The sequence below is a fragment of the Streptomyces sp. NPDC005752 genome (assembly GCF_040630715.1).
Taxonomy (GTDB): domain Bacteria; phylum Actinomycetota; class Actinomycetes; order Streptomycetales; family Streptomycetaceae; genus Streptomyces.
Genome location: NZ_JBEXYB010000013.1, coordinates 145,843 through 165,101 on the forward strand (window position 1 = coordinate 145,843; position 19,259 = coordinate 165,101).

18 protein-coding genes and 2 pseudogenes are annotated in these 19,259 nt (G+C 71.0%); 8 read left to right on the top strand and 12 right to left on the bottom strand.

Going from position 1 to position 19,259, the window contains the following annotated elements; all coding sequences use genetic code 11:
• Nucleotides 1-257 precede the first annotated feature (257 nt).
• The 3 genes and pseudogenes from ABZ441_RS13810 to ABZ441_RS13820 all read left to right on the top strand — a co-directional run bounded on the left by ABZ441_RS13810 (nt 258) and on the right by ABZ441_RS13820 (nt 2,622).
• Nucleotides 258-1,463 (top strand): cytochrome P450, encoded by a 1,206-nt coding sequence (locus ABZ441_RS13810; RefSeq protein ID WP_358972452.1) that lies wholly within the window; start codon nt 258-260, stop codon nt 1,461-1,463.
• A gap of 147 nt (nt 1,464-1,610) precedes the next feature.
• Nucleotides 1,611-2,066, top strand: a complete 456-nt coding sequence (locus ABZ441_RS13815) for a Rieske (2Fe-2S) protein (RefSeq protein WP_358972365.1) — start codon at nt 1,611-1,613, stop codon at nt 2,064-2,066.
• An 86-nt stretch (nt 2,067-2,152) separates the two neighbouring features.
• Nucleotides 2,153-2,622, top strand: a pseudogene (locus ABZ441_RS13820) (pyridoxamine 5'-phosphate oxidase family protein).
• Here the strand turns inward: ABZ441_RS13820 and ABZ441_RS13825 are convergent.
• Together ABZ441_RS13825 and ABZ441_RS13830 are read right to left on the bottom strand one after the other, a co-directional pair.
• Complete coding sequence (locus ABZ441_RS13825; protein ID WP_358972368.1) at nt 2,619-3,527, bottom strand: LysR family transcriptional regulator; 909 nt, start codon at nt 3,525-3,527, stop codon at nt 2,619-2,621. The pseudogene ABZ441_RS13820 and the gene ABZ441_RS13825 overlap by 4 nt on opposite strands.
• Nucleotides 3,528-3,670: 143 nt before the next feature.
• Nucleotides 3,671-5,002: an aminotransferase class I/II-fold pyridoxal phosphate-dependent enzyme gene (locus tag ABZ441_RS13830; RefSeq protein WP_358972371.1), complete on the bottom strand. Its 1,332-nt coding sequence runs from the start codon at nt 5,000-5,002 to the stop codon at nt 3,671-3,673.
• A 35-nt stretch (nt 5,003-5,037) separates the two neighbouring features.
• On the opposite strand from ABZ441_RS13830, the gene ABZ441_RS13835 reads away from it, so the two are divergent.
• Nucleotides 5,038-5,763, top strand: coding sequence for a pyridoxamine 5'-phosphate oxidase family protein (locus ABZ441_RS13835; RefSeq protein WP_358972375.1), 726 nt, complete (start codon nt 5,038-5,040; stop codon nt 5,761-5,763).
• Between the two features lie 9 nt (nt 5,764-5,772).
• On the opposite strand, the gene ABZ441_RS13840 is transcribed toward ABZ441_RS13835, so the two are convergent.
• The 6 genes from ABZ441_RS13840 to ABZ441_RS13865 all read right to left on the bottom strand — a co-directional run bounded on the left by ABZ441_RS13840 (nt 5,773) and on the right by ABZ441_RS13865 (nt 11,164).
• Nucleotides 5,773-6,729, bottom strand: coding sequence for a DMT family transporter (locus ABZ441_RS13840; protein WP_358972378.1), 957 nt, complete (start codon nt 6,727-6,729; stop codon nt 5,773-5,775).
• A 155-nt stretch (nt 6,730-6,884) separates the two neighbouring features.
• Nucleotides 6,885-7,916 carry a DMT family transporter gene (locus tag ABZ441_RS13845; RefSeq protein ID WP_358972381.1) on the bottom strand — a complete coding sequence of 344 codons (1,032 nt, stop codon included), beginning with the start codon at nt 7,914-7,916 and terminating at the stop codon, nt 6,885-6,887.
• 67 nt (nt 7,917-7,983) lie between these two features.
• Nucleotides 7,984-8,505 (bottom strand): Clp protease N-terminal domain-containing protein, encoded by a 522-nt coding sequence (locus tag ABZ441_RS13850; protein ID WP_358972455.1) that lies wholly within the window; start codon nt 8,503-8,505, stop codon nt 7,984-7,986.
• Between the two features lie 230 nt (nt 8,506-8,735).
• Complete coding sequence (locus ABZ441_RS13855; protein ID WP_358972384.1) at nt 8,736-9,332, bottom strand: PadR family transcriptional regulator; 597 nt, start codon at nt 9,330-9,332, stop codon at nt 8,736-8,738.
• Between the two features lie 528 nt (nt 9,333-9,860).
• A complete protein-coding gene (locus ABZ441_RS13860; protein ID WP_358972387.1) occupies nt 9,861-10,238 on the bottom strand; it encodes an ester cyclase in 378 nt (125 codons plus the stop codon).
• A 134-nt stretch (nt 10,239-10,372) separates the two neighbouring features.
• Nucleotides 10,373-11,164, bottom strand: coding sequence for an MBL fold metallo-hydrolase (locus tag ABZ441_RS13865; RefSeq protein WP_358972390.1), 792 nt, complete (start codon nt 11,162-11,164; stop codon nt 10,373-10,375).
• Between the two features lie 93 nt (nt 11,165-11,257).
• Between ABZ441_RS13865 and ABZ441_RS13870 the strand changes: the two genes are divergently transcribed.
• Nucleotides 11,258-11,866, top strand: a complete 609-nt coding sequence (locus tag ABZ441_RS13870) for an ABATE domain-containing protein (protein ID WP_358972392.1) — start codon at nt 11,258-11,260, stop codon at nt 11,864-11,866.
• Between the two features lie 479 nt (nt 11,867-12,345).
• Here ABZ441_RS13870 and ABZ441_RS13875 read toward each other — a convergent pair whose 3' ends face one another.
• Nucleotides 12,346-13,740 (bottom strand): Mucin-2, encoded by a 1,395-nt coding sequence (locus tag ABZ441_RS13875; protein WP_358972395.1) that lies wholly within the window; start codon nt 13,738-13,740, stop codon nt 12,346-12,348.
• Nucleotides 13,741-13,943: 203 nt separating this feature from the next.
• Nucleotides 13,944-14,198 (bottom strand): annotated as a pseudogene (locus ABZ441_RS13880) (ATP/GTP-binding protein); the annotation flags it as partial.
• A gap of 151 nt (nt 14,199-14,349) precedes the next feature.
• Here ABZ441_RS13880 and ABZ441_RS13885 point away from each other — a divergent pair.
• Nucleotides 14,350-15,171, top strand: a complete 822-nt coding sequence (locus ABZ441_RS13885) for a PhzF family phenazine biosynthesis protein (RefSeq protein WP_358972398.1) — start codon at nt 14,350-14,352, stop codon at nt 15,169-15,171.
• Nucleotides 15,172-15,237: 66 nt separating this feature from the next.
• Here the strand turns inward: ABZ441_RS13885 and ABZ441_RS13890 are convergent, their stop codons facing one another.
• Entirely contained in the window at nt 15,238-16,017 is a 780-nt protein-coding gene (locus ABZ441_RS13890; protein ID WP_358972401.1) for a type II CAAX endopeptidase family protein, read from the bottom strand.
• A gap of 95 nt (nt 16,018-16,112) precedes the next feature.
• On the bottom strand, nt 16,113-17,618 hold the full coding sequence (locus ABZ441_RS13895) for a glutamate-cysteine ligase family protein (protein WP_358972404.1): 1,506 nt from the start codon (nt 17,616-17,618) through the stop codon (nt 16,113-16,115).
• Nucleotides 17,619-18,109: 491 nt separating this feature from the next.
• Here ABZ441_RS13895 and ABZ441_RS13900 point away from each other — a divergent pair, with 491 nt between their 5' ends.
• Together ABZ441_RS13900 and ABZ441_RS13905 are read left to right on the top strand one after the other, a co-directional pair.
• The gene (locus ABZ441_RS13900; RefSeq protein ID WP_358972407.1) at nt 18,110-18,724 is read left to right on the top strand and encodes a hypothetical protein; all 615 of its coding nucleotides are present in this window, start codon (nt 18,110-18,112) and stop codon (nt 18,722-18,724) included.
• A gap of 291 nt (nt 18,725-19,015) precedes the next feature.
• Entirely contained in the window at nt 19,016-19,222 is a 207-nt protein-coding gene (locus ABZ441_RS13905; protein WP_205023174.1) for a DUF5999 family protein, read from the top strand.
• Nucleotides 19,223-19,259 lie beyond the last annotated feature (37 nt).

Consider the following 19,259-nt stretch of genomic DNA (forward strand, 5'->3'; position numbering starts at 1 on the left):
GGGCCCTTGGTCTACGCTTCCCATGTCCTCCGCGTCTCAGGCCGGTTCGACGCGTCCCGGGGCTCCGGCTCGCATGACCGCGGGTCGCGACGCCGCCGGGGCGAGGCCGGGTCGGCAGCCGAGCACGGAACGGTGGTGTGGCCGCGGCGCGTCGGACGAACGACGGATCGAAACGTGCCCGCACCTCCGTCCGCCCTTCGACTGGAGCCCTGTTGACCACCTCACCGGCGAACTCCTCACCCGGCACCTCACACCCGATGGACCCGTCCGGAGGCTGCCCGCACGCCGCCAACGCCCGCCTGCTCGGCCGGGGAGCGGTGACCGAGGTGCTCCTGCCCGGCGGGGTGGAGGGCATGGCGGTACTGGGTCACGCCGCCCTCAAGGAGTTCCTGGCACACCCTGATGTCGCCAAGGACGCCCAGCACTTCGCGGCGCTCCAGGCAGGCGGGATCCCGGATGGCTGGCCGCTGAAGACGTTCGCGACGGTACAGGGGATGACCACCGCCGACGGCGCCGACCACCGACGGCTGCGGGCCCTCGTCAGCAAGGCGTTCACCACGCGACGGGTGGAGGAACTGCGGCCGCGTGTCGAGGCGTTGACCACCTCGCTCCTGGACGGGCTCGACCGGGCCGCCACCGCCGGTGACGGTGTCGCCGACCTGCGTACGCACTTCGCGTTGCCGCTGCCCATGAGCGTGATCTGTGAGCTGTTGGGAGTGGACGCCGGACATCACGACCGGCTGCACCAGCTCTCCAACCGTATCGTCGCCACCGACATCGGCCCCGAGGAGGCGGTGGCGGCAAACCGGGAGATGGTGGAGGTGCTCGGCGGCGTCGCGGCCGACAGGACCGAGAATCCGGGGGACGACCTGACCAGCGCGCTGATCGCGGCCCGTGAGGAGGACGGCGACCGGCTCGGCCCGCACGAGCTGATCGGCACCCTGATGCTCACGATCATCGCCGGACACGAGACCACGCTCAATCTGATCACCAACGCCGTACGCGCCCTGTGCACCCACCGGGATCAGCTCGCCCTCGTCCGGTCTGGCCGGGCGAGCTGGGCGGACGTGGTCGAGGAGACGCTGCGCTGGGACAGCCCGGTCAGCTACTTCCCCTTCCGCTATCCGACCCGGGACCTGACAATCGACGGCACCGTGATCCCCAAGGGGACGCCGGTGCTGGCCGGTTACTCCGCGGCGGGCCGCGACGAGAAGGCGCACGGACCCGATGCCGACCGCTTCGACGTCACCCGTGCCACCGGGACCCGGCACCTCTCACTCGGCCACGGCGCGCACTTCTGCATGGGAGCGCCACTGGCCAGGATGGAGAGCACCGTGGCGCTCGCCGGGCTGTTCGCACGCTTCCCCCACCTGGACCTCGCCGTCCCTGAGGCCGAACTGCCGCGGCACGCCTCCTTCGTGGGCAACAGCGTGCGAACGCTGCCGGTACGCCTGCACGGCTGAGGGCGACGGGACCGCCCCTGACCGCACCGCGCCCGCCGTGGCTCCCTGCTCGGCGTCGACACTCCGGCCGGGCGCGGCTGAACGCGTGGGACCAACGGTCCGTATCCACTTGCGAGGTCCTGTCACTTTGATGAAGGGAATGCCGGCATGAACGCATCGCAGGAGAGCCAGGCCCGCCTCGGGCGGCGCTCGGTAGTGGCGGCGGTCGGCGCCGTGGGCGTGACCGCCGCTCTCACCGCGTGCGGCGGCTCGCAGGACGCCGGAGGTTCGGACACGGTCCGGCCGGCCGGGAGTGGAGACGGAGCGAACGGCGACGGAGCGGTCCTCGCGAAGACCTCCGACATCCCCGAGGGCGGCGGCAGGGTCTTCGCCGACGAGGGGGTCGTGGTGACCCAGCCCACCGCCGGCACGTTCAAGGCGTTCTCCTCGAAGTGCACCCATCAGGGCTGCGCGGTGAAGGGGATCGCCGACGGAGTCATCAAGTGCCCTTGTCACAACAGCACGTTCGATGCCACGACCGGTGAGGCGACGGGCGGGCCCGCGACCGTACCGCTCCCGGAGAAGCAGATCCGGGTGGAGAACGGCTCGATCACTCTGGCCTGAGCAACCGGACCGGTCGGGGGCGTTGCGCGAACACGGATGAGCCTCCATGATGCCCGGAACCTGCCGGAACCCAGGAAGGGCGTCCCGTGACCGTTGCCCAGCGCCGTGGCCGTCGGATCATGATGACCGACGCGGAGCGGGACGCCTACCTCGCGGGGCAGCGCACCTGCCGGGTCGCCACGGTCTCACAGGACGGCATGCCGCACGTCGGGGCGCTGTGGTTCGTGTGGGACGGCAGCTCCGTCCGGCTCTACGCCCTCATCCGGAGTCTGCGCCGGGCGCAGCTGCGGCGCGATCCCAGGATCGCCGTGGTGGTGGACGACGGGGCCGAGTACGGCGAGCTGCGCGGTGTGGAGCTCACCGGCGAGGTCTCCTTCGTCGGCGAGACCCCCGCAGGGGCGAGGGCTGCGTGGAGCTGGAGTCCCCGGAGCGGATGTTCGCCTCGAAGTACTTCGGTCTCCAGTCCATGCCGCACGATGAACGGCACGGCTGGCTCCGGCTGACACCACGGACCGTCAGGTCCTGGGACTTCAGGAAGATGTCCGGGCCGGCCTAAGCACTGTGCGATGCCCGGCCGGCGGAGCGCAGGGCCTCGACTGCAGCCCTGATCGAAGGCCGCCGGTCCGCGTCCGAGCGCCACACCGCGTGGACATGACGTCGCATCGGCTGGCGCACGGGTACCAGGCGAACGCCGTCCGGCACCGGCCCCCGCCCCAGCCGGGGGGCCACACAGACGCCGAATCCGGCCGCGATCAGAGCGAGTTGCGTATGGTGCTCGCCTGCGAGGTGCGCGATGCGTGGCTCGATGCCCTTGGACCGCAGCGTGAACATCAGCCAGTCGTAACAGAACTCGCCCTCCGGCCAGGACACCCAGTCGTCCTCGGCGAAGTCCTCCATGTCCACCTCCGCGCGGTCCGCGAGGGGGTGGTCCGAGGGCATGGCGATGTCCGGTGCGTCGTCGAGCAGTTCGGTCTTGCCCAGACCGGCGGGGACCGGCAGGCGCTTGTTGCTCCAGTCGAGCACCACGGCGAGATCGACATCCCCGCGGAGCACCGAACGGATGCCGCTCTCCGGCTCCTGCTCGGTCGTACGCAGCCCGAGTTCGGGGTGCTTCGCGCGGAGTGCGGTGAGGGCGGCGGGGAAGAGCCCGCGGGCGGCGGTCGGGAAGGCGGCGATCCGGACCTCCCCCACCACCTGGCCCCGCTGGGCCTCGATGTCGGACTGAGCGGTCTCCACCTGCGAGAGGATCTTCGCGGCGTGGTCCGCGAGCAGTCGGCCGGCGTCGGTGAGACGGACTCCCCGCCCGTTCTTGGCCAGGAGCTGCTGTCCCACCTCGCGTTCCAGCTTGGCCATCTGCTGGGAGACGGCCGAGGTGGTGACGTGGAGGCCGCCGGCCGCCCCGCTCACCGAGCCGTGCCGGGCGAGGGCATCCAGGGTACGCAGGCGCTCCAGATTCAACATGTAAGCGATGCTACGTCGGCCACGCGATGAAGCATCAGTTGTTCTACGCCTTCTCGCGCGGCAGGCCGCGGTCGTCCCGGACACCGCGCCCCGCCCCGGGCGCGTGGTCCGCCGGATCGCGCGCACCGTGCACACCCTGCCGTTCAGCCGTAGCTGACCGGCCGGGCGGGGCGCGCCGCTGCCGCGACCGCGTCCGCGAGGGGTTCGATGTCGGCGGCACACAGCGACGAGACGGTCAGACGCATCCCCTGAGGCGAGGTGAGCCGGAACCGTGCCCCCGGGGCCACCGCCCAACCCGAGTGCAGCATCCTGGCCACGGCCCCGGTCTCATCACTCACCGGCACCCAGACGTTCATCCCGGTCCGCCCGTAAGCCGCGATCCCCCGCTCACCCAGCGCACCCACCAGCGCGTCCCGGCGACGCCCGTACGAGCGGGCGACCGCCGCCGTGTCCACGGCATCCGTCGCCCACAGGTGTGCCACGGTCCGCTGCAGCAGCGCACTGACCCAGCCGGGCCCGAGGTGCTGACGACCTGTCACTCGGTCGACGGTCAGCGCGTCCCCGGTGAGAACGGCAAGCCGCAGGTCGGGGCCGTACGCCTTGGAGACGGACCGGACGAACGCCCAGCGCTCCGTGACGCCGGCGAGGGGGTGAACCGGCAGGTCGACGATCGCGTGGCCGTGATCATCCTCGATCAGGAGCACGCCGGGATGCTCCGCGAGGACGGACCGCAACTCGTCCGCCCGCAGACGCCCCACGGCGGCACCGGTCGGATTCTGCGCCCGGTCGGTGACCACCAGGGCCTTGGCTCCCGCCCCCAGCGCACGCTCCACATCCCCCGGCAGCGGACCCTCGTCGTCCAGCGCCACCGGGACGGCGTTCATGCCGAGCGCGGGGATCAGGTCCAGCAGGGCACCCCACCCGGGGTCCTCCACGGCGACGGCGTCACCGGGCCTGAGATGCGCCGACAGCACCCGCTCGATCGCGTCGAGCGACCCCGACGCGAGTGCCACCGGCCCCGCCGGAAGCCCGTCGGAGTCCAGACCGGCCCGCACCAGCTCGGCCAGTCGGGGAACCACCGGGTCGTCGCCGTACATACCGGGCCGGCGGGCGTACGCGTCCGAGGCGACGGCCAGCGCCGGTCCGAGCGGGGGCAGGAGCGCGGGGTCGGGATTGCCGTCGCCGAGGTCGCGCACCCCCGGCGGGGCCTCCACACGGAGCGATCCGCGCGCCGTGGTCGCGGGCCTCGGCCTCACCCGACTCCCCCGCCGCCCCGCCGTCTCGATCACTCCACGCTCGCGCAGCGTCCGGTACGCGGCGGCGACCGTGTTCGCATTGACACCGAGCAGGGTCGCCAACTCCCGCATGGGCGGCAGCACATGGCCGGGCCCGAGGTCACCTGCGGACACACCGCGCTCCACGCTCGCGGCAATTTCGGATGCACGCCGCCCACTGATCCGATACTCTCCTAGCACAAACTACAGTATGCACTAGTGCAATGGAGTACGCAATGCCGGACACCGTTACGCCCGACAGCACCGGCCTTCCCGGGGCCACGGCCTACGAAGCGACGGAGCGCACGGTCCCGACCCGCGCCAAGGAACGGGCCTCGTACGACAGGGAGACGGTCCACGCGATACTCGACCAGGCGTACCTCTGCCACCTGGGCTTCGTCCGCGACGGCGCGCCCGTCGTCCTCCCCACGCTCTTCGGCCGGGTGGGCGAGCGGCTGTATGTACACGGCTCGACCGGATCGCGCCCTCTGCGCGCGACGGGCGCGGCGGATCCCGGGCTCGCCGTCTGCCTGACCGTGACGCACGTGGACGGCCTCGTACTGGCCCGTTCCGCTTTCCACCACTCGATGAACTACCGCTCCGTGGTGGTCCACGGAACCGCCCGTACGGTGACGGACCCGGAGGAACGACGCATCGCGCTCGACGCCATCGTCGACCAGGTGGTGCCGGGCAGGTCGAAGGACTCGCGACCGGCGGACGCGAAGGAACTGGCCGCGACCGCGGTGATCCGCCTCGACCTCGACGAGGTCTCCGCCAAGATCCGCACGGGCGGCCCGAACGACGAGCCGGAGGACCTCTCCCTGCCGCACTGGGCGGGCGTGGTTCCGGTGGCCCCGGCATACGCGGCACCGGTGCCCTCCGGCGACCTCGACCCCGCCGTCCGGGTGCCGGACTACCTCACCGCGCCGAGGCCCGACAGTGGCCTGCCTTCCGCGCGGTGACGGGGCGGGTCAGGCCTCCACGGCTGCCCGGCGGCGGGCCGCGGCGGCACCGCGCGTCTCGGCGAGGGCCAGTCCCGCCACGGCGGTGAGCAGGATCAGGGTGCCGACGACCGTGGCCGCGGTGAGCCGTTCCCGCAGCACGGTCACCGCGATGACCGCGGCGCTCACCGGCTCGAGCAGCATGATCACGGACACGGTCGCCGAGCGGACCGCCGCGGCACCCGCGAAGTAGAGCGCGTACGCGAGTGCGGTCGGCACCGCCGCCACATAGACGAGCAGCAGCAGCACCTGACCCGTCTCGGCGGTGTGCGGCACGAGGCCTTCGGCAGCCGCCATGGGCAGCAGCCCCACAGCTCCGATACCGAAGGCCCACGCGCTGGTGGCGAGGGAGTCGCCCGCCTCGCCGTCCCTGCCGAGATACCGGGTCAGCAGCGTGATCGCCGCATAACCCGCAGCGGACAGAACCGCCAGCAGCAGCCCCACGGGCCGGACTTCGGCAGGTTCGCCACCGAGCACCAGCACGGCGAGACCGGTGAGCGCTCCGGCCACCGCGGCGAGCCCGCCCCCGCCGAGCCGCTCCCCCATGGTCAGCCGCGCGCCGACCGCGATGAGGACGGGCCCCGCGCCCAGCGTCACCACGGTCCCCACCGCGAGCCCGGTTGCCTCGACCGCCGCGAAGTACGCGCTCTGGAAGACGGTGAGACCGATGCCGGTCCCCAGGATGCGCAGCAGCCGTCTGCGGCGCGGCTCGTGGGAGGTGCGCGGGCGGCCGGGACGCAGCGCCAGCGCACCTGCCAGCAGGACGAGACCGCCGGCACAGCGCCAGAACGACAGGGCCAGAGGCCCGAGATCGCTGATCCGGAACAGCAGGGATGCGGCAGCGCCCGCCGTACCCCAGGCAATGCCGGCAACGACGAGATAAACCAGGCTCCGCCCGACGGGCAGACCGGTGACAGGGTGGGACACGTGACTCTCCGGAAGAAGGGGGTGGTCGCTCGCTCGGCTCCGCGCGGGCAGCGACGAACCGCTCGGGGCGTACCCGAGCCCGGTCTTCGTCCGGAGTGGCCGCCTCGCGCTAGGCGACAGGAGGCGGCAGTACGGTCTGCGGCATGGCCGACACCCTACGGCGGGGGCTGAGGCCGGGACAACTCGCTCCCGGCAGCGGCCGCGTGCGCCTCCGCAGCCACCGCGGCCGTCACACCCGGCCCCGATGCCACCGGACCCGACGGTGGCCTGGGCGCGGACGACTGCGCGATGAAGGCGCCGATCAGCACCACCCCGCCGCCCACGAGCTGCGGCGCGGAGAGGTGCTCGCCGAGCAGGACCCAGGCGAGCACGGTCGCGATGACCGCTTCGAGGCAGGCGACGACGCCCGCGACCTGGGGCGAGAGCAGCCGTACCGACACGACACCGGTGACGTACGCGAGCACGGTCGCGAGCAGCACGATCCAGCCGAGCAGCAGCCACGCGGAGACGCCGTGCCCTCCCATGTCCACCCTGCCGCCGAGCACCGACCAGTCCATACCCCAGGGCCGGGCCACGACCGTGAGCACGACCGTGCCGACGAGCAGTCCGTACGCGATCACACCTACGGGGTGCGGGGGTTCGGTGTCCGCCGTGTCCCCGTGTCCGGCGCCCTGGTCCGACAGGACGAAGTAGCCCACCTGGCAGCACGCGGCGCCGAGGGCGAGCAGCAGCCCGATCGCGTCGAAGCCAAGACCGGCCCATACCTCGACGACACAGGCGAGTCCGCCGACCGCCAGCACCACACCGGCCGCGGCGGCGCGGGTGACGGGCCGACGCTGCACGAAGCGCACCCAGCCGAGGACGAGTGCGGGTGCCAGGTACTCGACGAGGAGTGCGACGCCGACCGGGATGCGCGAGAGCGAGGCGAAGTAGAAGGCCTGCACCCCGGCCACGGCGAACAGGCCGAAGCCGGCCAGCAGAACGGGCCGCTCCCGCACGAGACGCCGGTGCCGCCAGGCGACCGGCAGCATGACGAGGGCGGCGCCGGCCACCCTCAGCCACACCACGTGCAGCGGGTCGAGCCCCGCCTCGATCAGCGGCTTGGCCGCGACTCCTGAACCACCGAATGCGAAGGCCGAGGCAAGGGCCAGGCCCAGACCGGCGCTTCTCGCCTGAGACGCGTGCATCGGCACATCATGGCAGCAGGCGTCATCAGCGTCACCCCTGTCGCACCTGTCCATGCCGTGTTCATGATCACCTCTGCGGAGACTCCCGGGCCGCCCTGTCCGACGCACGGGCACCGAGCGACTCCACCGCGACCCCGGCCCGCTCCAGGACCTCGACCGCACGGCTGCGCGGATCCGCGACCAGCGCCGCCAGGAGATCGAGTCCATCGGCGTGGAGCTCCCCGCGCAGCAGCGCGCCGCGGCCGGCACGGTCCAGTGCGGCCGCCGCCGTGGCGGACCACCCGTCACCCGAGGGCACCCTTACGGCGGGGAACCCGCCCGAGTCCTCCCGCGTCCCCTGCCAGCGGAGGCCGTACCCGATGCTGCGCTGCACGAGGTATCCGAGCACCCTGGCGAGCTGCGGCCCGCCGTCGAAGACCTCCCGGACAGCGGGATCGGACTCGACCAGGGAGTGCAGGAGATGAGCCGTGTCGATGTGGCGGTCACCGTCGCGCACGGCCCGCCTGCGCGCACCGGTCACCACGGCGGCCATGGCGTCGCTCAGCCCGTCACCGGCCCACGGGTGGGTCGGCGGGGCTTGTTCGGGGATCCCCGGCGTCCGGATATGCACGTCTCCACCCCATCAGTCCCGGGGAGCGGACACATCCCCGGCTCGGCCCATCCGCCATCCCGCGAAAGGCTGGGACAGCGGCGAGGCTCCTCATCCCTGCGGATGAGGTCGCGATCCTCGCGGATGAGGACTCGCGGTCACGGGCAGCGTGGCGCAACGGGGAAGGGCCCCACGAGAGGGCCCTTCCCCACCTGCGCGTCTCGCACGACTCAGTGCTCGTCGGCGAGGATCAGGTACAGCTTCTTGCGGGCGTCGTTGATCACCGTGAGGGCCTTCTTCCGCTGGTCGGCCGAGCCGGTCTTCCAGACCTGGCCGAACGCCTCCATCAGACCGAAGCCGGCCTGCCGGATCTCGTTCACGCCCTCCCAGTCGACACCGCGCCCCGCCTCCTCCCAGGGGGCGTCGGGGCCGGACTCGGCCTCACTGCGGCCCAGGTCCGTGAGGGTGAACAGCTTCTTCCCGCCCTCGCTGGCGTTGGTGATCAGTCCCTCGTCCTCCAGCATCTGGAGAGTGGGGTACACGGAGCCGGGGCTGGGCTTCCAGGCCCCTCCGCTGCGCTCGCCGATCTCCTGGATCATCTCGTAACCGTGCATCGAGCGGTCCTTGAGCAGCGCGAGGATCGAGGCGCGTACGTCACCGCGCCTGGCCCTCCCCCGGCCGCCGCCCCGGCCGCGTCCGCCACCGAAGGGCCCGCCGCCGAAGGGCGGTCCGAACGGGCCGAACGCGGCGCGGCCGCCTTCGAAGTCCCCCCTGCCGGGGCCTCGGCGCCCGGGGCCGCATCCGTGGTCGTCTCCATGTGAACGCATGACCGCGCTCCTCTCGTCCTCGTCCTTACGCGACCCTTCTTCGTACTGTCGCGACACTTCGACGATATATCGGAACGTATCGCCTGACAAGCCTCCCGCCGACTGAGGACGCGGCCGGCGGCCTGTGACAGCGATCGTTGATCGATTGCCAGGGAGGGTTGATCAAAGCTGGTTTGTGTCAAAAACGAGTGACCACACGGTTGTCCATGCCAGTGCACGCTGACCGTTTTACTGATCGTTTCAGAATGAGACGCTTGGCCAGAGAATTGCGCGCTGCGATGACGCAGACTCGGCCCTGTTCTCGCAATAGCTGCGGCGAACGGACATGAGCGCTGTGTGATTGCCTTGGTGCTTGTTACGGCCAGGGCGGTGCCCCGGCCCGCGCAGCCCGCAGGGCGATGCGGCATCGGCCAGAAGGTGACGCCGCGGTTCTCGGTGTGGGCAGTCGGAGCGTTTCGCTCCAGGCGCGCGCCTTCGGTCTGCGGCGGTGGAGGAGCGCAGGGCGTGGCCCTGTCGAGGCCCGTGTCGTCAGGCGGCGGAGCCGGCCGTGAGCTGGTCCTTGATGTCGGCCAGGTTGTAGTGGGCCCGCTTCTCGATGATCTTCCCGTCCTTGAACGTGAACAGGTTGAACATGGAAAAGCGTACGTGTGCTCCGCGTGGGGGGATGTCGTAGTAGTCGCCGCCCTGGTCTCCTTCGACCACGACGTAGGCGCCGACCTTGTCGGCTTCGGCGACGGTGTCGAGAACCGTCAGGCGGATGTCGGAAAAGGCGTCGACGTGCTTCTTCTCCGCATCGATGAACCCTGTGGCGCCGGGCCGGAACATGCCGGTGAGGGTGTCGCAGTCGCCCTGCTGAAGGACCTGGTAGAAGCGGTGCACGAGGCCGGCGTCGGTTCCGGTGGACATGTGATCGGGTCCTTCTCTGTCGTTCTGGCGCGGCGCAGGGACGCCGCGAGGGGGTGTTCCCAGGGCCGGGGCTCGGCGTGTGGGAAGCCCCGGCCCCTGGGACGAGGCCTCGGTTCCTGAGTGGCGGTCCGGGCTCAGGCGCGCTGCGCCCAGTCCTGGTCCAGGCGGTCGGTCAGGCCCGCGGCGGCGAAGGCTGCCTCCAGCTCGTCGCGGCCCTCGGTGAAGTGGGCCCAGCTGTCGTGGTGGACCGGGACGACACGGCGGGCGTCAAGAATCCGGGTGGCTTCGGCCGCCTGGGCGCTGTCCAGGACGACCGGTCGGCCGTCGAAGAGCATGGGGAAGCGGGGCGCTCCGGCGAACAGGAGGGCGGTGTCGATCGGGGCGAAGCGGTCGGCGATCTCTCTGACCGCGTCGAGCGAGGCGTTGTCGCCGCTGACGTAGACCGTCGGCAGGCCCTCGCCCGTCAGGACGAAGCCGACGACCTGGCCGGTGAAGGGTTCGATCTCCTCACGCGCGCCGGGGCCGTGGATGGCGGGAACTCCGGTCACGGTGACGGTGCCGCCGCCCGGGCGCTCCAACGCGGTCGACTCCCAGTCGGCCAGGCCCTTGGCCTTCGCCCCGAGGCGCTTGCCGCCGCCGGGGGTGGTGAGGGTGAGGGGGACGTCGGCGAGCAGGGCCCGGCCGGAGGTGTCGAGGTTGTCGGCGTGCTCGTCGTGGGAGAGCAGGACCACGTCGACGGGGCCGACATCGGCGGGCGTAGCGGTGGAGGGCGCTGTCTTGGTCAGGGTCGGGCCACCGGGCGCGGGGTAGTCGCCGGGGCCGTCGAAGGTCGGGTCGGTCAGGAAGCGCAGGCCGCCGTACTCGAACAGGGCGGTCGGACCGCCGAACGTGCGGACCGGGAACTGGTTGGCGCTGAGCTGGGACATCACTTCTCCGTTTCTCACGAAAAAAACCTGCGGTTAACGTGATACCAGGCTAGGCGGGCATCACGGAAAAATGCAAGCGCTACCATGAGAGTTATGGACGACACCCTGGCCGCCGACGTGGCACCGACCGCTCTGCCCCCGGCACCGGGTGCCGACCGGTACCGCTCCCTCGACTTCGCCGACACCGCCGCCACCCTGCCCGCCGGCCAGAGCTACGACCTGCTCGCCGCCCCGGGATCCGCCATGCGCTGGCTCGCCGCCCACGACCTGACCACCCCAAACGTGCAGCTGTACGAGGTGTGCGCACAGCGGATGCGCACGCTGCGCGACCACATCCGCGCCCTGTTCGCCGCCCGCGTCGACACCACCACCCCGCCCGAGGAGTCCCTGCGCGCGGTGAACGAGGCCCTCACGGCCGTGCCCACCGCACCCCTCCTCGCCTGGGACGGGGCCCAGGGGATGCGCCGCGTCCAGGCGCACCCCACCGACCAGGCCGTCAACCACGCACTGGCGACCCTCGCCGCCGACGCCGCCGACCTGCTCACCGGTCCCGACGCCGATATCCTCGCCGCCTGCGGATCGACCCCCTGCGACCGGTTCCTCCTGCGCACCCACGGACGGCGCCACTGGTGCTCCACTCGCTGCGGCGACCGTGTCCGTGCCGCCCGCGCCTACGCCCGGCGCAGCGGCGCCTCGGGCTGACACACCCGCAGGGCCCACTTGCGGACCGCCCGTTGGCCACGCGAAACACCTTCAGCAGGCTGCTCACCGCCATGAACAACGGAGCGGTCCCCGAGCCGCGTACTCAACCAGAAGCCCTCAGATCACACTGAACTACTTGTCCCCTCGCCGTAGCTATGCGAGAACAGGGCCGACTCATCTGGACAGTGAGGGATGGGGGCACCAGATGACCCGGTGGCAGCTCTTGCATGAAGACGTCCTGGTCGGTGAAGTCAGCGAGTACGACTGTGATCAGCCGTTCACGCATCTGGACACCCTGCCGACCAAGATCGACCAGCACAAGACCAGCGGCTCAACTCATTCTGAAACGATCAGTTTGTCGTTGCCTGGCTGCGCGTCTGCCCGATCAGGGGCTGTCCGTCGATCACGGCCGTCATACCTGCGACTGCCCGGCCGAGCTGTAGGGAATTGGCGCAGGGCCGGGCGGTTCTGCTCGGCGGTCAGGCGGGAACGCCGGCCCGGTTCAGGACGGCGGCCATCTCGTCTTCGGGGAGCGCCGGGTTGGCGCCCGCGCTGGAGGCCAGTTCGGGTATGTGGAGGGCCTCGCGGAGCCGGTGGAGCGGGAGGCGCGGGTCACCGGCCGCCGCCTGACGCGTCCATACGGCAGGGTCATGGCTGAGCCGTTCGATCAGCGTGGGCGTGGCGGCCGGATCCCGAACGGCCAGTCGGCGGTAGTTCCCGTCCGGATGGTCCGCGTAGCGGGCGGCGAGGCCCTCGCGGGGAAAGCGAGGGTGCGTCTCCGCCATCCAGGCGGAGAACGTCCCGCCGAGCCTCGCGTACACGCGCATCAGGACCTCCTCCGGGGTGTCGGGGTGGTGAATGCCCAGGCGGTTCTCCACTATCGGGTCCTCGAAGCGCGCGAGCAGGCACAGCAGGTCGGACGGCAGGTGAGGGCTCCGGGCAGCGGCGCGCCGGAGCAGCGGGTGGGCGGAGACCGCGGCTCGACGCAGCACCTCGGGGTCGGTCAGCCCGTCTCGTACCCACTGCACGCCATCGCCCCTGTCGAGGTCCCCGACCGTGAAGTCGATCGCCATGCGCCGTGCCTCGTCCAGCTCGGGCCTGAGGGAGACCGCGAGCCGTACGGTCTCGTCGGGGTCGACGGCGAGACGCTCCACGAGGTCGGCGGGCAACGACGGGTTCTCAGCGAGAGCCGCCAGGTGCGTCTGCTCGGCGACGCATCGCTCGGCGTCGGCGCGGAGGAGGAGCCCTCGGCGCAGCGCCTCGGCGGCGGACTTCGGATCGCGGAGGAGTTCGGCGGTGACGCGTGCGTCCCGTCGGCACTCCCGGAGTGCGGCGGCCCGCCGCACTCCGGGATCAGGGTCGGCCAGCAGTGCCGACCGCTCGCCCGGCGGCAGGATCTCCCATGCGCGCACCGCTTCCCGGCGCGCTGCCGAGCTGTGGTGAGCAGCCATCGAAGCCACGAACGACGGTGCCAAATGGGGCGAGTCCAGCAGGGCCGTCCGGACGGAAGGGGCGGGGTCGTCGAGCAGCCGGACACACACGGCGTCCGAGAGCGGTGCGACCTCTGTGCGCGGGTCGTACACCTCGGGTCCGTACGCGAGAGCGGCCCGCACCTTGAGAGAGGGATCGCCCGCGAGCCGGGCCCGCTGTGCAGGCTCCGCCCTGGCGCTCATGGCGAAGTCGGTCCGGGCGCCCGGATTCGGGTGGGCCAGGATCATCACGACGGCCGACTCGGGAAGTCCGGCCCGCTGAAGGGCATGACGGGGCGGACCGTCACCGCCCCCGTCGAAGGCGAGCAGGCGCAGCAGCAGCGGTGTCGGCAGCGACGGATTGCGAGCGACTCCGTCCAGCGCAGACGCGTGGAACGCGACCATGATTCCCCTACCCCTGTGTCTCCGCCAGCTGGTTCACGACCATGGTCCCCGCCTGTCAGACCGTCCTGCGGGCAGGCTGGCCGTCATGATCGGCTGGACTGTACCTGGTCGCTCGGCTGCTCAGTCCAGCTGCGGGACAACCGGCAACACTTGCGCGAGCACCGACGTCGGGTCCAGCCGTCCTCATGGCCGCCGCCCTCACTGTCGATGCCGGCATAGGCAGACGTCGCGGGGATGCGCTCGGAGAAGTACTTCAGCGTGTCGGACGCCTCGGCTCCCGTGCGGGTATGCAGGGAGATGTTGTGGATCTCATCGACCAGGACGAGACCGGTGCGGGCCTTGGTGCAGACACCGACCACGGCTTCGGTGAGGTCGGTGATGTTGGAGCTTCTCAGGACCGGGAGTCCGAGGAAACGGGCGAACTCCGCGGCGATCATGCGGGGTGTCGCGGCAGGCGGGTGACGGGCACCATCGGGCCGAACCTCAAGAGCAACAACTGGCGGCTTGTACGTACCTCGGCGCTGCCCACGCAGGAGTCGCACGGCGAGGGGCCGCACATCCGTGATTGGCCTTGGACCGCTCGGGGCGGTCCCGCCTACGGTCGGCTCCATGAAGATCCGCATCGTCGACGCGTTCACCGACCGCCCCTTCTCCGGCAACCCCGCCGGGGTCGTCGTCCTGGACTCCGCGACCTTCCCCGAGACGGACCGCCTCCAGCTCGTCGCGTCCGAGGTCAACCTCTCCGAGACGGCGTTCGCCCATCCGCTGCCTCCGGGCGGTGACGCCGACTGGGCGCTGCGCTGGTTCACCCCGGCCACCGAGGTCGATCTGTGCGGCCACGCGACACTCGCCACCGCCCATGTGCTGCACACCACCGGGATCGCGAGCGGCACGGTGCGATTCGCCACCCGTTCCGGCGTCCTGTGCACCACCGCCAACTCCGACGGCACTCTGACGATGGACTTCCCGACAGCGCCGCTGACACCCGTGTCCGCCCCACCCGGACTGGCGGAGGCGCTGGGCGCATCGCCCCTCTCCGTCCACGACACGGGGGAGCACGTCGGTGACCTCCTGGTGGAGCTGGCCGACGAGGCTGCCGTGCGCGCCCTGCGGCCGGAGTTCGCATCACTCGCCTCGTGCTCCCGCCGGGGAGTCATCGCCACCGCGGCGGCCGAGGACCCCACGGGCGCCTACGAATTCGTCTCCCGCGGCTTCTTCCCCCGGGTCGGTATCGACGAGGACCCGGTGACCGGAAGCGCCCACACCGCCCTGGCGCCGTTCTGGTCGGCGAGATCGGGCCGCGACGACCTCGTCGGGCTCCAGGCCTCGGCCCGGTCGGGCCTGGTCCGCATCTCGCTGCGCGGCGGACGCACACTGCTGACGGGCAGCGCCGTCACGGTGATCGACGGGGAGCTCCTGGCCGGGTTCTGAGACCGGCGGGAGCGGGCCGCGCGCTCACGGGTTGGGCAGCCCCGCTCACAATATGGGCAGCCCCGTTCACGGGGTGGGCAGCCAGCCCACCTTCCCCGCGAGCAGCGCGTATCCGACGAACGCTCCGATGTCGAGCAGGGCGTGCGCGACGATCAGCGGCCCGATCCGCCCCCAGCGCCTGTACAGCAGCACGAAGACGACGCCCATGACCATGTTCCCGATGAACCCGCCGATCCCCTGGTACAGGTGGTACGAGCCACGCAGCACGGAACTCGCCGTCAGTGCGGCGACCGGCGTCCACCCGAGCTGCCCCAGCCGCCGCAGCAGATAGCCGACGACGATGACTTCTTCCACGAGGGAGTTCTGCACCGCGGAGAGGATCAGTACGGGGAACTTCCACCACACATCGGGGAGCGACTCCGGAACCACCGTCAGGTTGAACCCCGCGGCCCGCGCGGCCAGGTAGAACGCCAGCCCCGCGCTGCCGATCCCCGCCGCGACCATGGTGCCCCGGCCCAGGTCCGGCCAGGGCCTGGTGCGGTCGAGTCCGAGGGTCCGCAGGCCGGCACCTTCCCGAAGGAGCAGGTGGGCCACCAGCGCCACCGGCACCAGGGCCGAGGCGATACCGAACAGCTGCCAGGCCAGGTCCAGCCACGGCCGACCGGGCGCGTACGAGCCGTTCAGCGTCGCCGCCTGGTCCTTGAGCCCGCCCGGTTTGGTCAGGGACCCGACGAAGCTGATGAGGGCGGACACCCCGCTGGCCCCGAGCGAGAGAGCCAGCACGAGGAGCGTCTCCGACCGGAGGATCCGCCGGGACACCCCCTCGTGAGGAATGGATTCAGCCACGCGCCCCGCCTCCACCTGTACACCTGCCGTCAGCCATGCGTGGTCATAGCTTGCCCGACGGGGCCGTGGCGGCGGGACACCGGGCGGCCGTCTCCTCAGGGGGCGGGAAAGCCGACGGGCCAGGTGTGCACCGGCTCACCCACCTGCATCAGCTCTCCGTAGCGGCGGGTGGTCGCCGCCAGCGCACCCTCCCGTTCGAGGCCGGCCTCCAAGGCGCGGTGGTACGTGTCGACCTGCCAGGAGGCGCCGTTGACGCGGAGCCGGCAGCGCTCCTCGATGACGCCGAGGTAGCGGTCACGGTCGGCGGGTTCGATGTTCCAGGCGTCGAGCCCGGCGGCCGCCAGCGGCAGCAGTTCGTCGCGTACGAGGTCGACGGCTCGGACCTTCGCCACGCCGCCGGATCGGCCGGGGCGCGGCCAGAGCAGCTCGGCGTCGATCCCGTGGCGGCAGGCGGCGTCGAAGTTCTCCGCTGCCGCCTCGAAGGGCAGCCTGGTCCACACCGGCCGGGACTCGTCGGCGAGCGCGCGCACCAGTCCGTAGTAGAAGGCGGCGTTGGCGATGACGTCGACGACCGTGGGTCCGGCGGGCAGGACCCTGTTCTCCACCCTCAGATGGGGAACGCCGTCGGCCAGTCCGTAGACCGGCCGGTTCCACCGGTAGACCGTGCCGTTGTGCAGGACGAGTTCGGCCAGTGACGGCACACCGCCCTCGTCGAGGACCCTCAACGGATCCTCCTCGTCGCAGATCGGCAGCAGGGGCGGGTAGAAACGCACGTTCTCCTCGAAGAGCTCGTACGCGGAACCGATCCAGCGCTCCCCGAACCAGGTCCTCGGGCGGACGCCCTGATTCCGGAGTTCGGGCGGCCGTACGTCCGTGGCCTGCTGGAAGAGCGGCGGCCTCGACTCCCGCCACAGCTCCTTGCCGAACAGGAAGGGGGAGTTGGCTCCGAGGGCGATCTGCACGGACGCGACGGCCTGGGCCGCGTTCCATACGTCCGCGAAGCGGTCCGGCGTCACCTGCAGGTGCAGCTGGACCGATGTGCAGGCGGATTCCGGGGCGATCGACGCGGAGGTCGAGACCAGGTGCTCGACGCCTTCGATATCGAGGACGAATTCCTCGCCGCGCTCGGCCGCCATTTGATCGTTGAGGAGCGTGTAACGGTCGACGTCCGACAGGTTCGCCGACACCACGTCGTCCCGTCCCAGCGTCGGAAGGATGCCGATCATCACGATCCCGGCGTCGACCTCGGCCGCCTTCCTGTGGGCATATGCGAGCCCCGTGCGCAACTCCTCGGCCAGCTGATCGAATACCCGGCCGCTCAGCCGGTGGGGAAGAATATTCACTTCCAGGTTGAACATCCCCAGTTCCGTCTGGAAATCCCGGCTGGCGATGCGTTGGAGCACCTCCGCATTACGCATCCTCGGCATGCCGTCCGAACCCGCGAGATTCAGCTCGATCTCCAGCCCCATCAGATTCCTGGGGCGTTCGAACCTCCGCTCCGACAGGAGCCTCTCCAGCCCCGTCAGGCACTGGGTGAGCTTCTCGCGGTACGCCTGCCGATCGGACGGGGCGAACGCGCCCGCCACGACCTTCTCACCCATCGAAGGGTCCCTCCTCGAGTGGGCGGCCCGCGGCCCAGGCCGCTCGCATCACGTTCGATAATGCCCCGCCGAGATGATCCGTAACGTCCCCGCGGTCCACGGACACCCAGTAGTCTGGGAGCTGAAGCCGGAGGCACATTCCGAAGGCATGAGGCATATGCAGTTCGCACGGTCGAGGTGCACGGCTGATACACCGATGGGTTTCAGCCTACCGCCGCATCGGGAAAGTACCTGGCGACGGGGGCCGGGCAGGACCCGAATCCACAGGAACCGTGCAATTCAAAGGCTCGAATCCTCCTTGCGCGCAATACGCGGGACGGGTAGCCGAAACATAGTGTGAACATTTGTCGTATAAACTCTGCGAACGAGGCAGAGAGTTGACGCATCGGCCCGTCCGCCCCGTCACCGGCCTTCCTCTGGCCCCGCACGCCGACAGCGCCGTCTGCACCCGCCCACGCATCACCGTGTCTCCAAGTGAGAGGCAACCCACTATGCCGCTGCATGTTTCCCCGGCCCCAGCGCCCGCACTGCGCAGCGTTCTCGCGGCCCTCGGTTCTCCTACCGCAGTCCGCGAGGCCCACACGCCCGCCCTCCGCTCCGTCCAGGGAGCACTGAGTCCCGAACTCCCGCTGCCCGTCCATGTACTGGACCGGATCGTGCCGGACGCGACCGAGCCGCGCACCCGCCTCGCCGGCTGGCGTTTCCTGATCCGCAGTGGTGAGCGCGTCGTCGCCGCCGCGGACACGATGCTCACCGCCGACGGCTGGACCTTCTCGCACTTCTTCGAGGGCCCGTACATCGTCTCCACCGAACTGGCCGTACGGCAGGCGGAGTCGACGACGACTCGGTACCAGCCGCGCCTGCTGTCGGTACCTGAGCTGTACATGTTCACGCTGTGGCTGCATCACGACGTCGACGCCGACGCCGGCAGCGGCGCACTCGCCCCGAGCGATGTGCTCGTGCCCCTGGCACCCGCGCCTCCGGGCATCACGGCCCACCGTCCGCACCGGGTCGCGGACCTGCTTCCGGTCATGACACTCCGTGTCGCCCCGGCACCGCTTCCGGACCTTCCCGAAGTCCCCGGCCTCCTCGGGTCGCCCGCCTGACCGTTCTTCCTCACGCGCCCCCGCCGAGCTGCTGCCCGGCGGGGGCGCGCCGTTGCCCGTCCGGACTAGTCCGGTCAGGTCACCCCGAACCATCCGAACGGACAGTGCAGTTGGATTGAACCGTCCGGCCGGGTGATGCGTCATGGGAGGAGAACAGCAGCTGCCGCGAAATCCCTGCGGAGAGACGTCCGTAGGGCAACACTGGGACCGGACCGACCTGATACGGGGGCGGCCACGACCACACCGTCCAACCGCAGGACATTCGACTCGACGCAGCGAAAGAACCCAGCCATGTGCCAGCACCAGCCCCCCTGCCCGACCGCCGACTCCAACGACCGGGAAGCCGCACGCCTGACGGCGCACCACCCGGAGCAGGGCTGGAGCCTGCTGTGCAACGGCGTCCTGCTCTTCGAGGACACCGGTGAGCTGCTCCCGGACGGGCAGATCATCGCCCCGCACCGCCCGCTGAAGGGCGGCCGGGTGATGAAGGCCGCCTGACCGCGACCGGTGCGGGCACGGGGGCCGGCCCGGAGGA

What these genes read in the sequence shown, in the direction of transcription:
- ABZ441_RS13895 (WP_358972404.1), bottom strand. Translation starts at nt 17,618, where the DNA reads ATGGGTGAGAAGGTCGTGGCGGGCGCGTTCGCCCCGTCCGATCGGCAG.
- ABZ441_RS13905 (WP_205023174.1), top strand. Translation starts at nt 19,016, where the DNA reads ATGTGCCAGCACCAGCCCCCCTGCCCGACCGCCGACTCCAACGACCGG.
- ABZ441_RS13810 (WP_358972452.1), top strand. Translation starts at nt 258, where the DNA reads ATGGACCCGTCCGGAGGCTGCCCGCACGCCGCCAACGCCCGCCTGCTC.
- ABZ441_RS13845 (WP_358972381.1), bottom strand. Translation starts at nt 7,916, where the DNA reads ATGCACGCGTCTCAGGCGAGAAGCGCCGGTCTGGGCCTGGCCCTTGCC.
- ABZ441_RS13870 (WP_358972392.1), top strand. Translation starts at nt 11,258, where the DNA reads ATGGACGACACCCTGGCCGCCGACGTGGCACCGACCGCTCTGCCCCCG.
- ABZ441_RS13865 (WP_358972390.1), bottom strand. Translation starts at nt 11,164, where the DNA reads ATGTCCCAGCTCAGCGCCAACCAGTTCCCGGTCCGCACGTTCGGCGGT.
- ABZ441_RS13860 (WP_358972387.1), bottom strand. Translation starts at nt 10,238, where the DNA reads ATGTCCACCGGAACCGACGCCGGCCTCGTGCACCGCTTCTACCAGGTC.
- ABZ441_RS13885 (WP_358972398.1), top strand. Translation starts at nt 14,350, where the DNA reads ATGAAGATCCGCATCGTCGACGCGTTCACCGACCGCCCCTTCTCCGGC.
- ABZ441_RS13875 (WP_358972395.1), bottom strand. Translation starts at nt 13,740, where the DNA reads ATGGTCGCGTTCCACGCGTCTGCGCTGGACGGAGTCGCTCGCAATCCG.
- ABZ441_RS13815 (WP_358972365.1), top strand. Translation starts at nt 1,611, where the DNA reads ATGAACGCATCGCAGGAGAGCCAGGCCCGCCTCGGGCGGCGCTCGGTA.
- ABZ441_RS13900 (WP_358972407.1), top strand. Translation starts at nt 18,110, where the DNA reads ATGCCGCTGCATGTTTCCCCGGCCCCAGCGCCCGCACTGCGCAGCGTT.
- ABZ441_RS13835 (WP_358972375.1), top strand. Translation starts at nt 5,038, where the DNA reads ATGCCGGACACCGTTACGCCCGACAGCACCGGCCTTCCCGGGGCCACG.
- ABZ441_RS13825 (WP_358972368.1), bottom strand. Translation starts at nt 3,527, where the DNA reads ATGTTGAATCTGGAGCGCCTGCGTACCCTGGATGCCCTCGCCCGGCAC.
- ABZ441_RS13855 (WP_358972384.1), bottom strand. Translation starts at nt 9,332, where the DNA reads ATGCGTTCACATGGAGACGACCACGGATGCGGCCCCGGGCGCCGAGGC.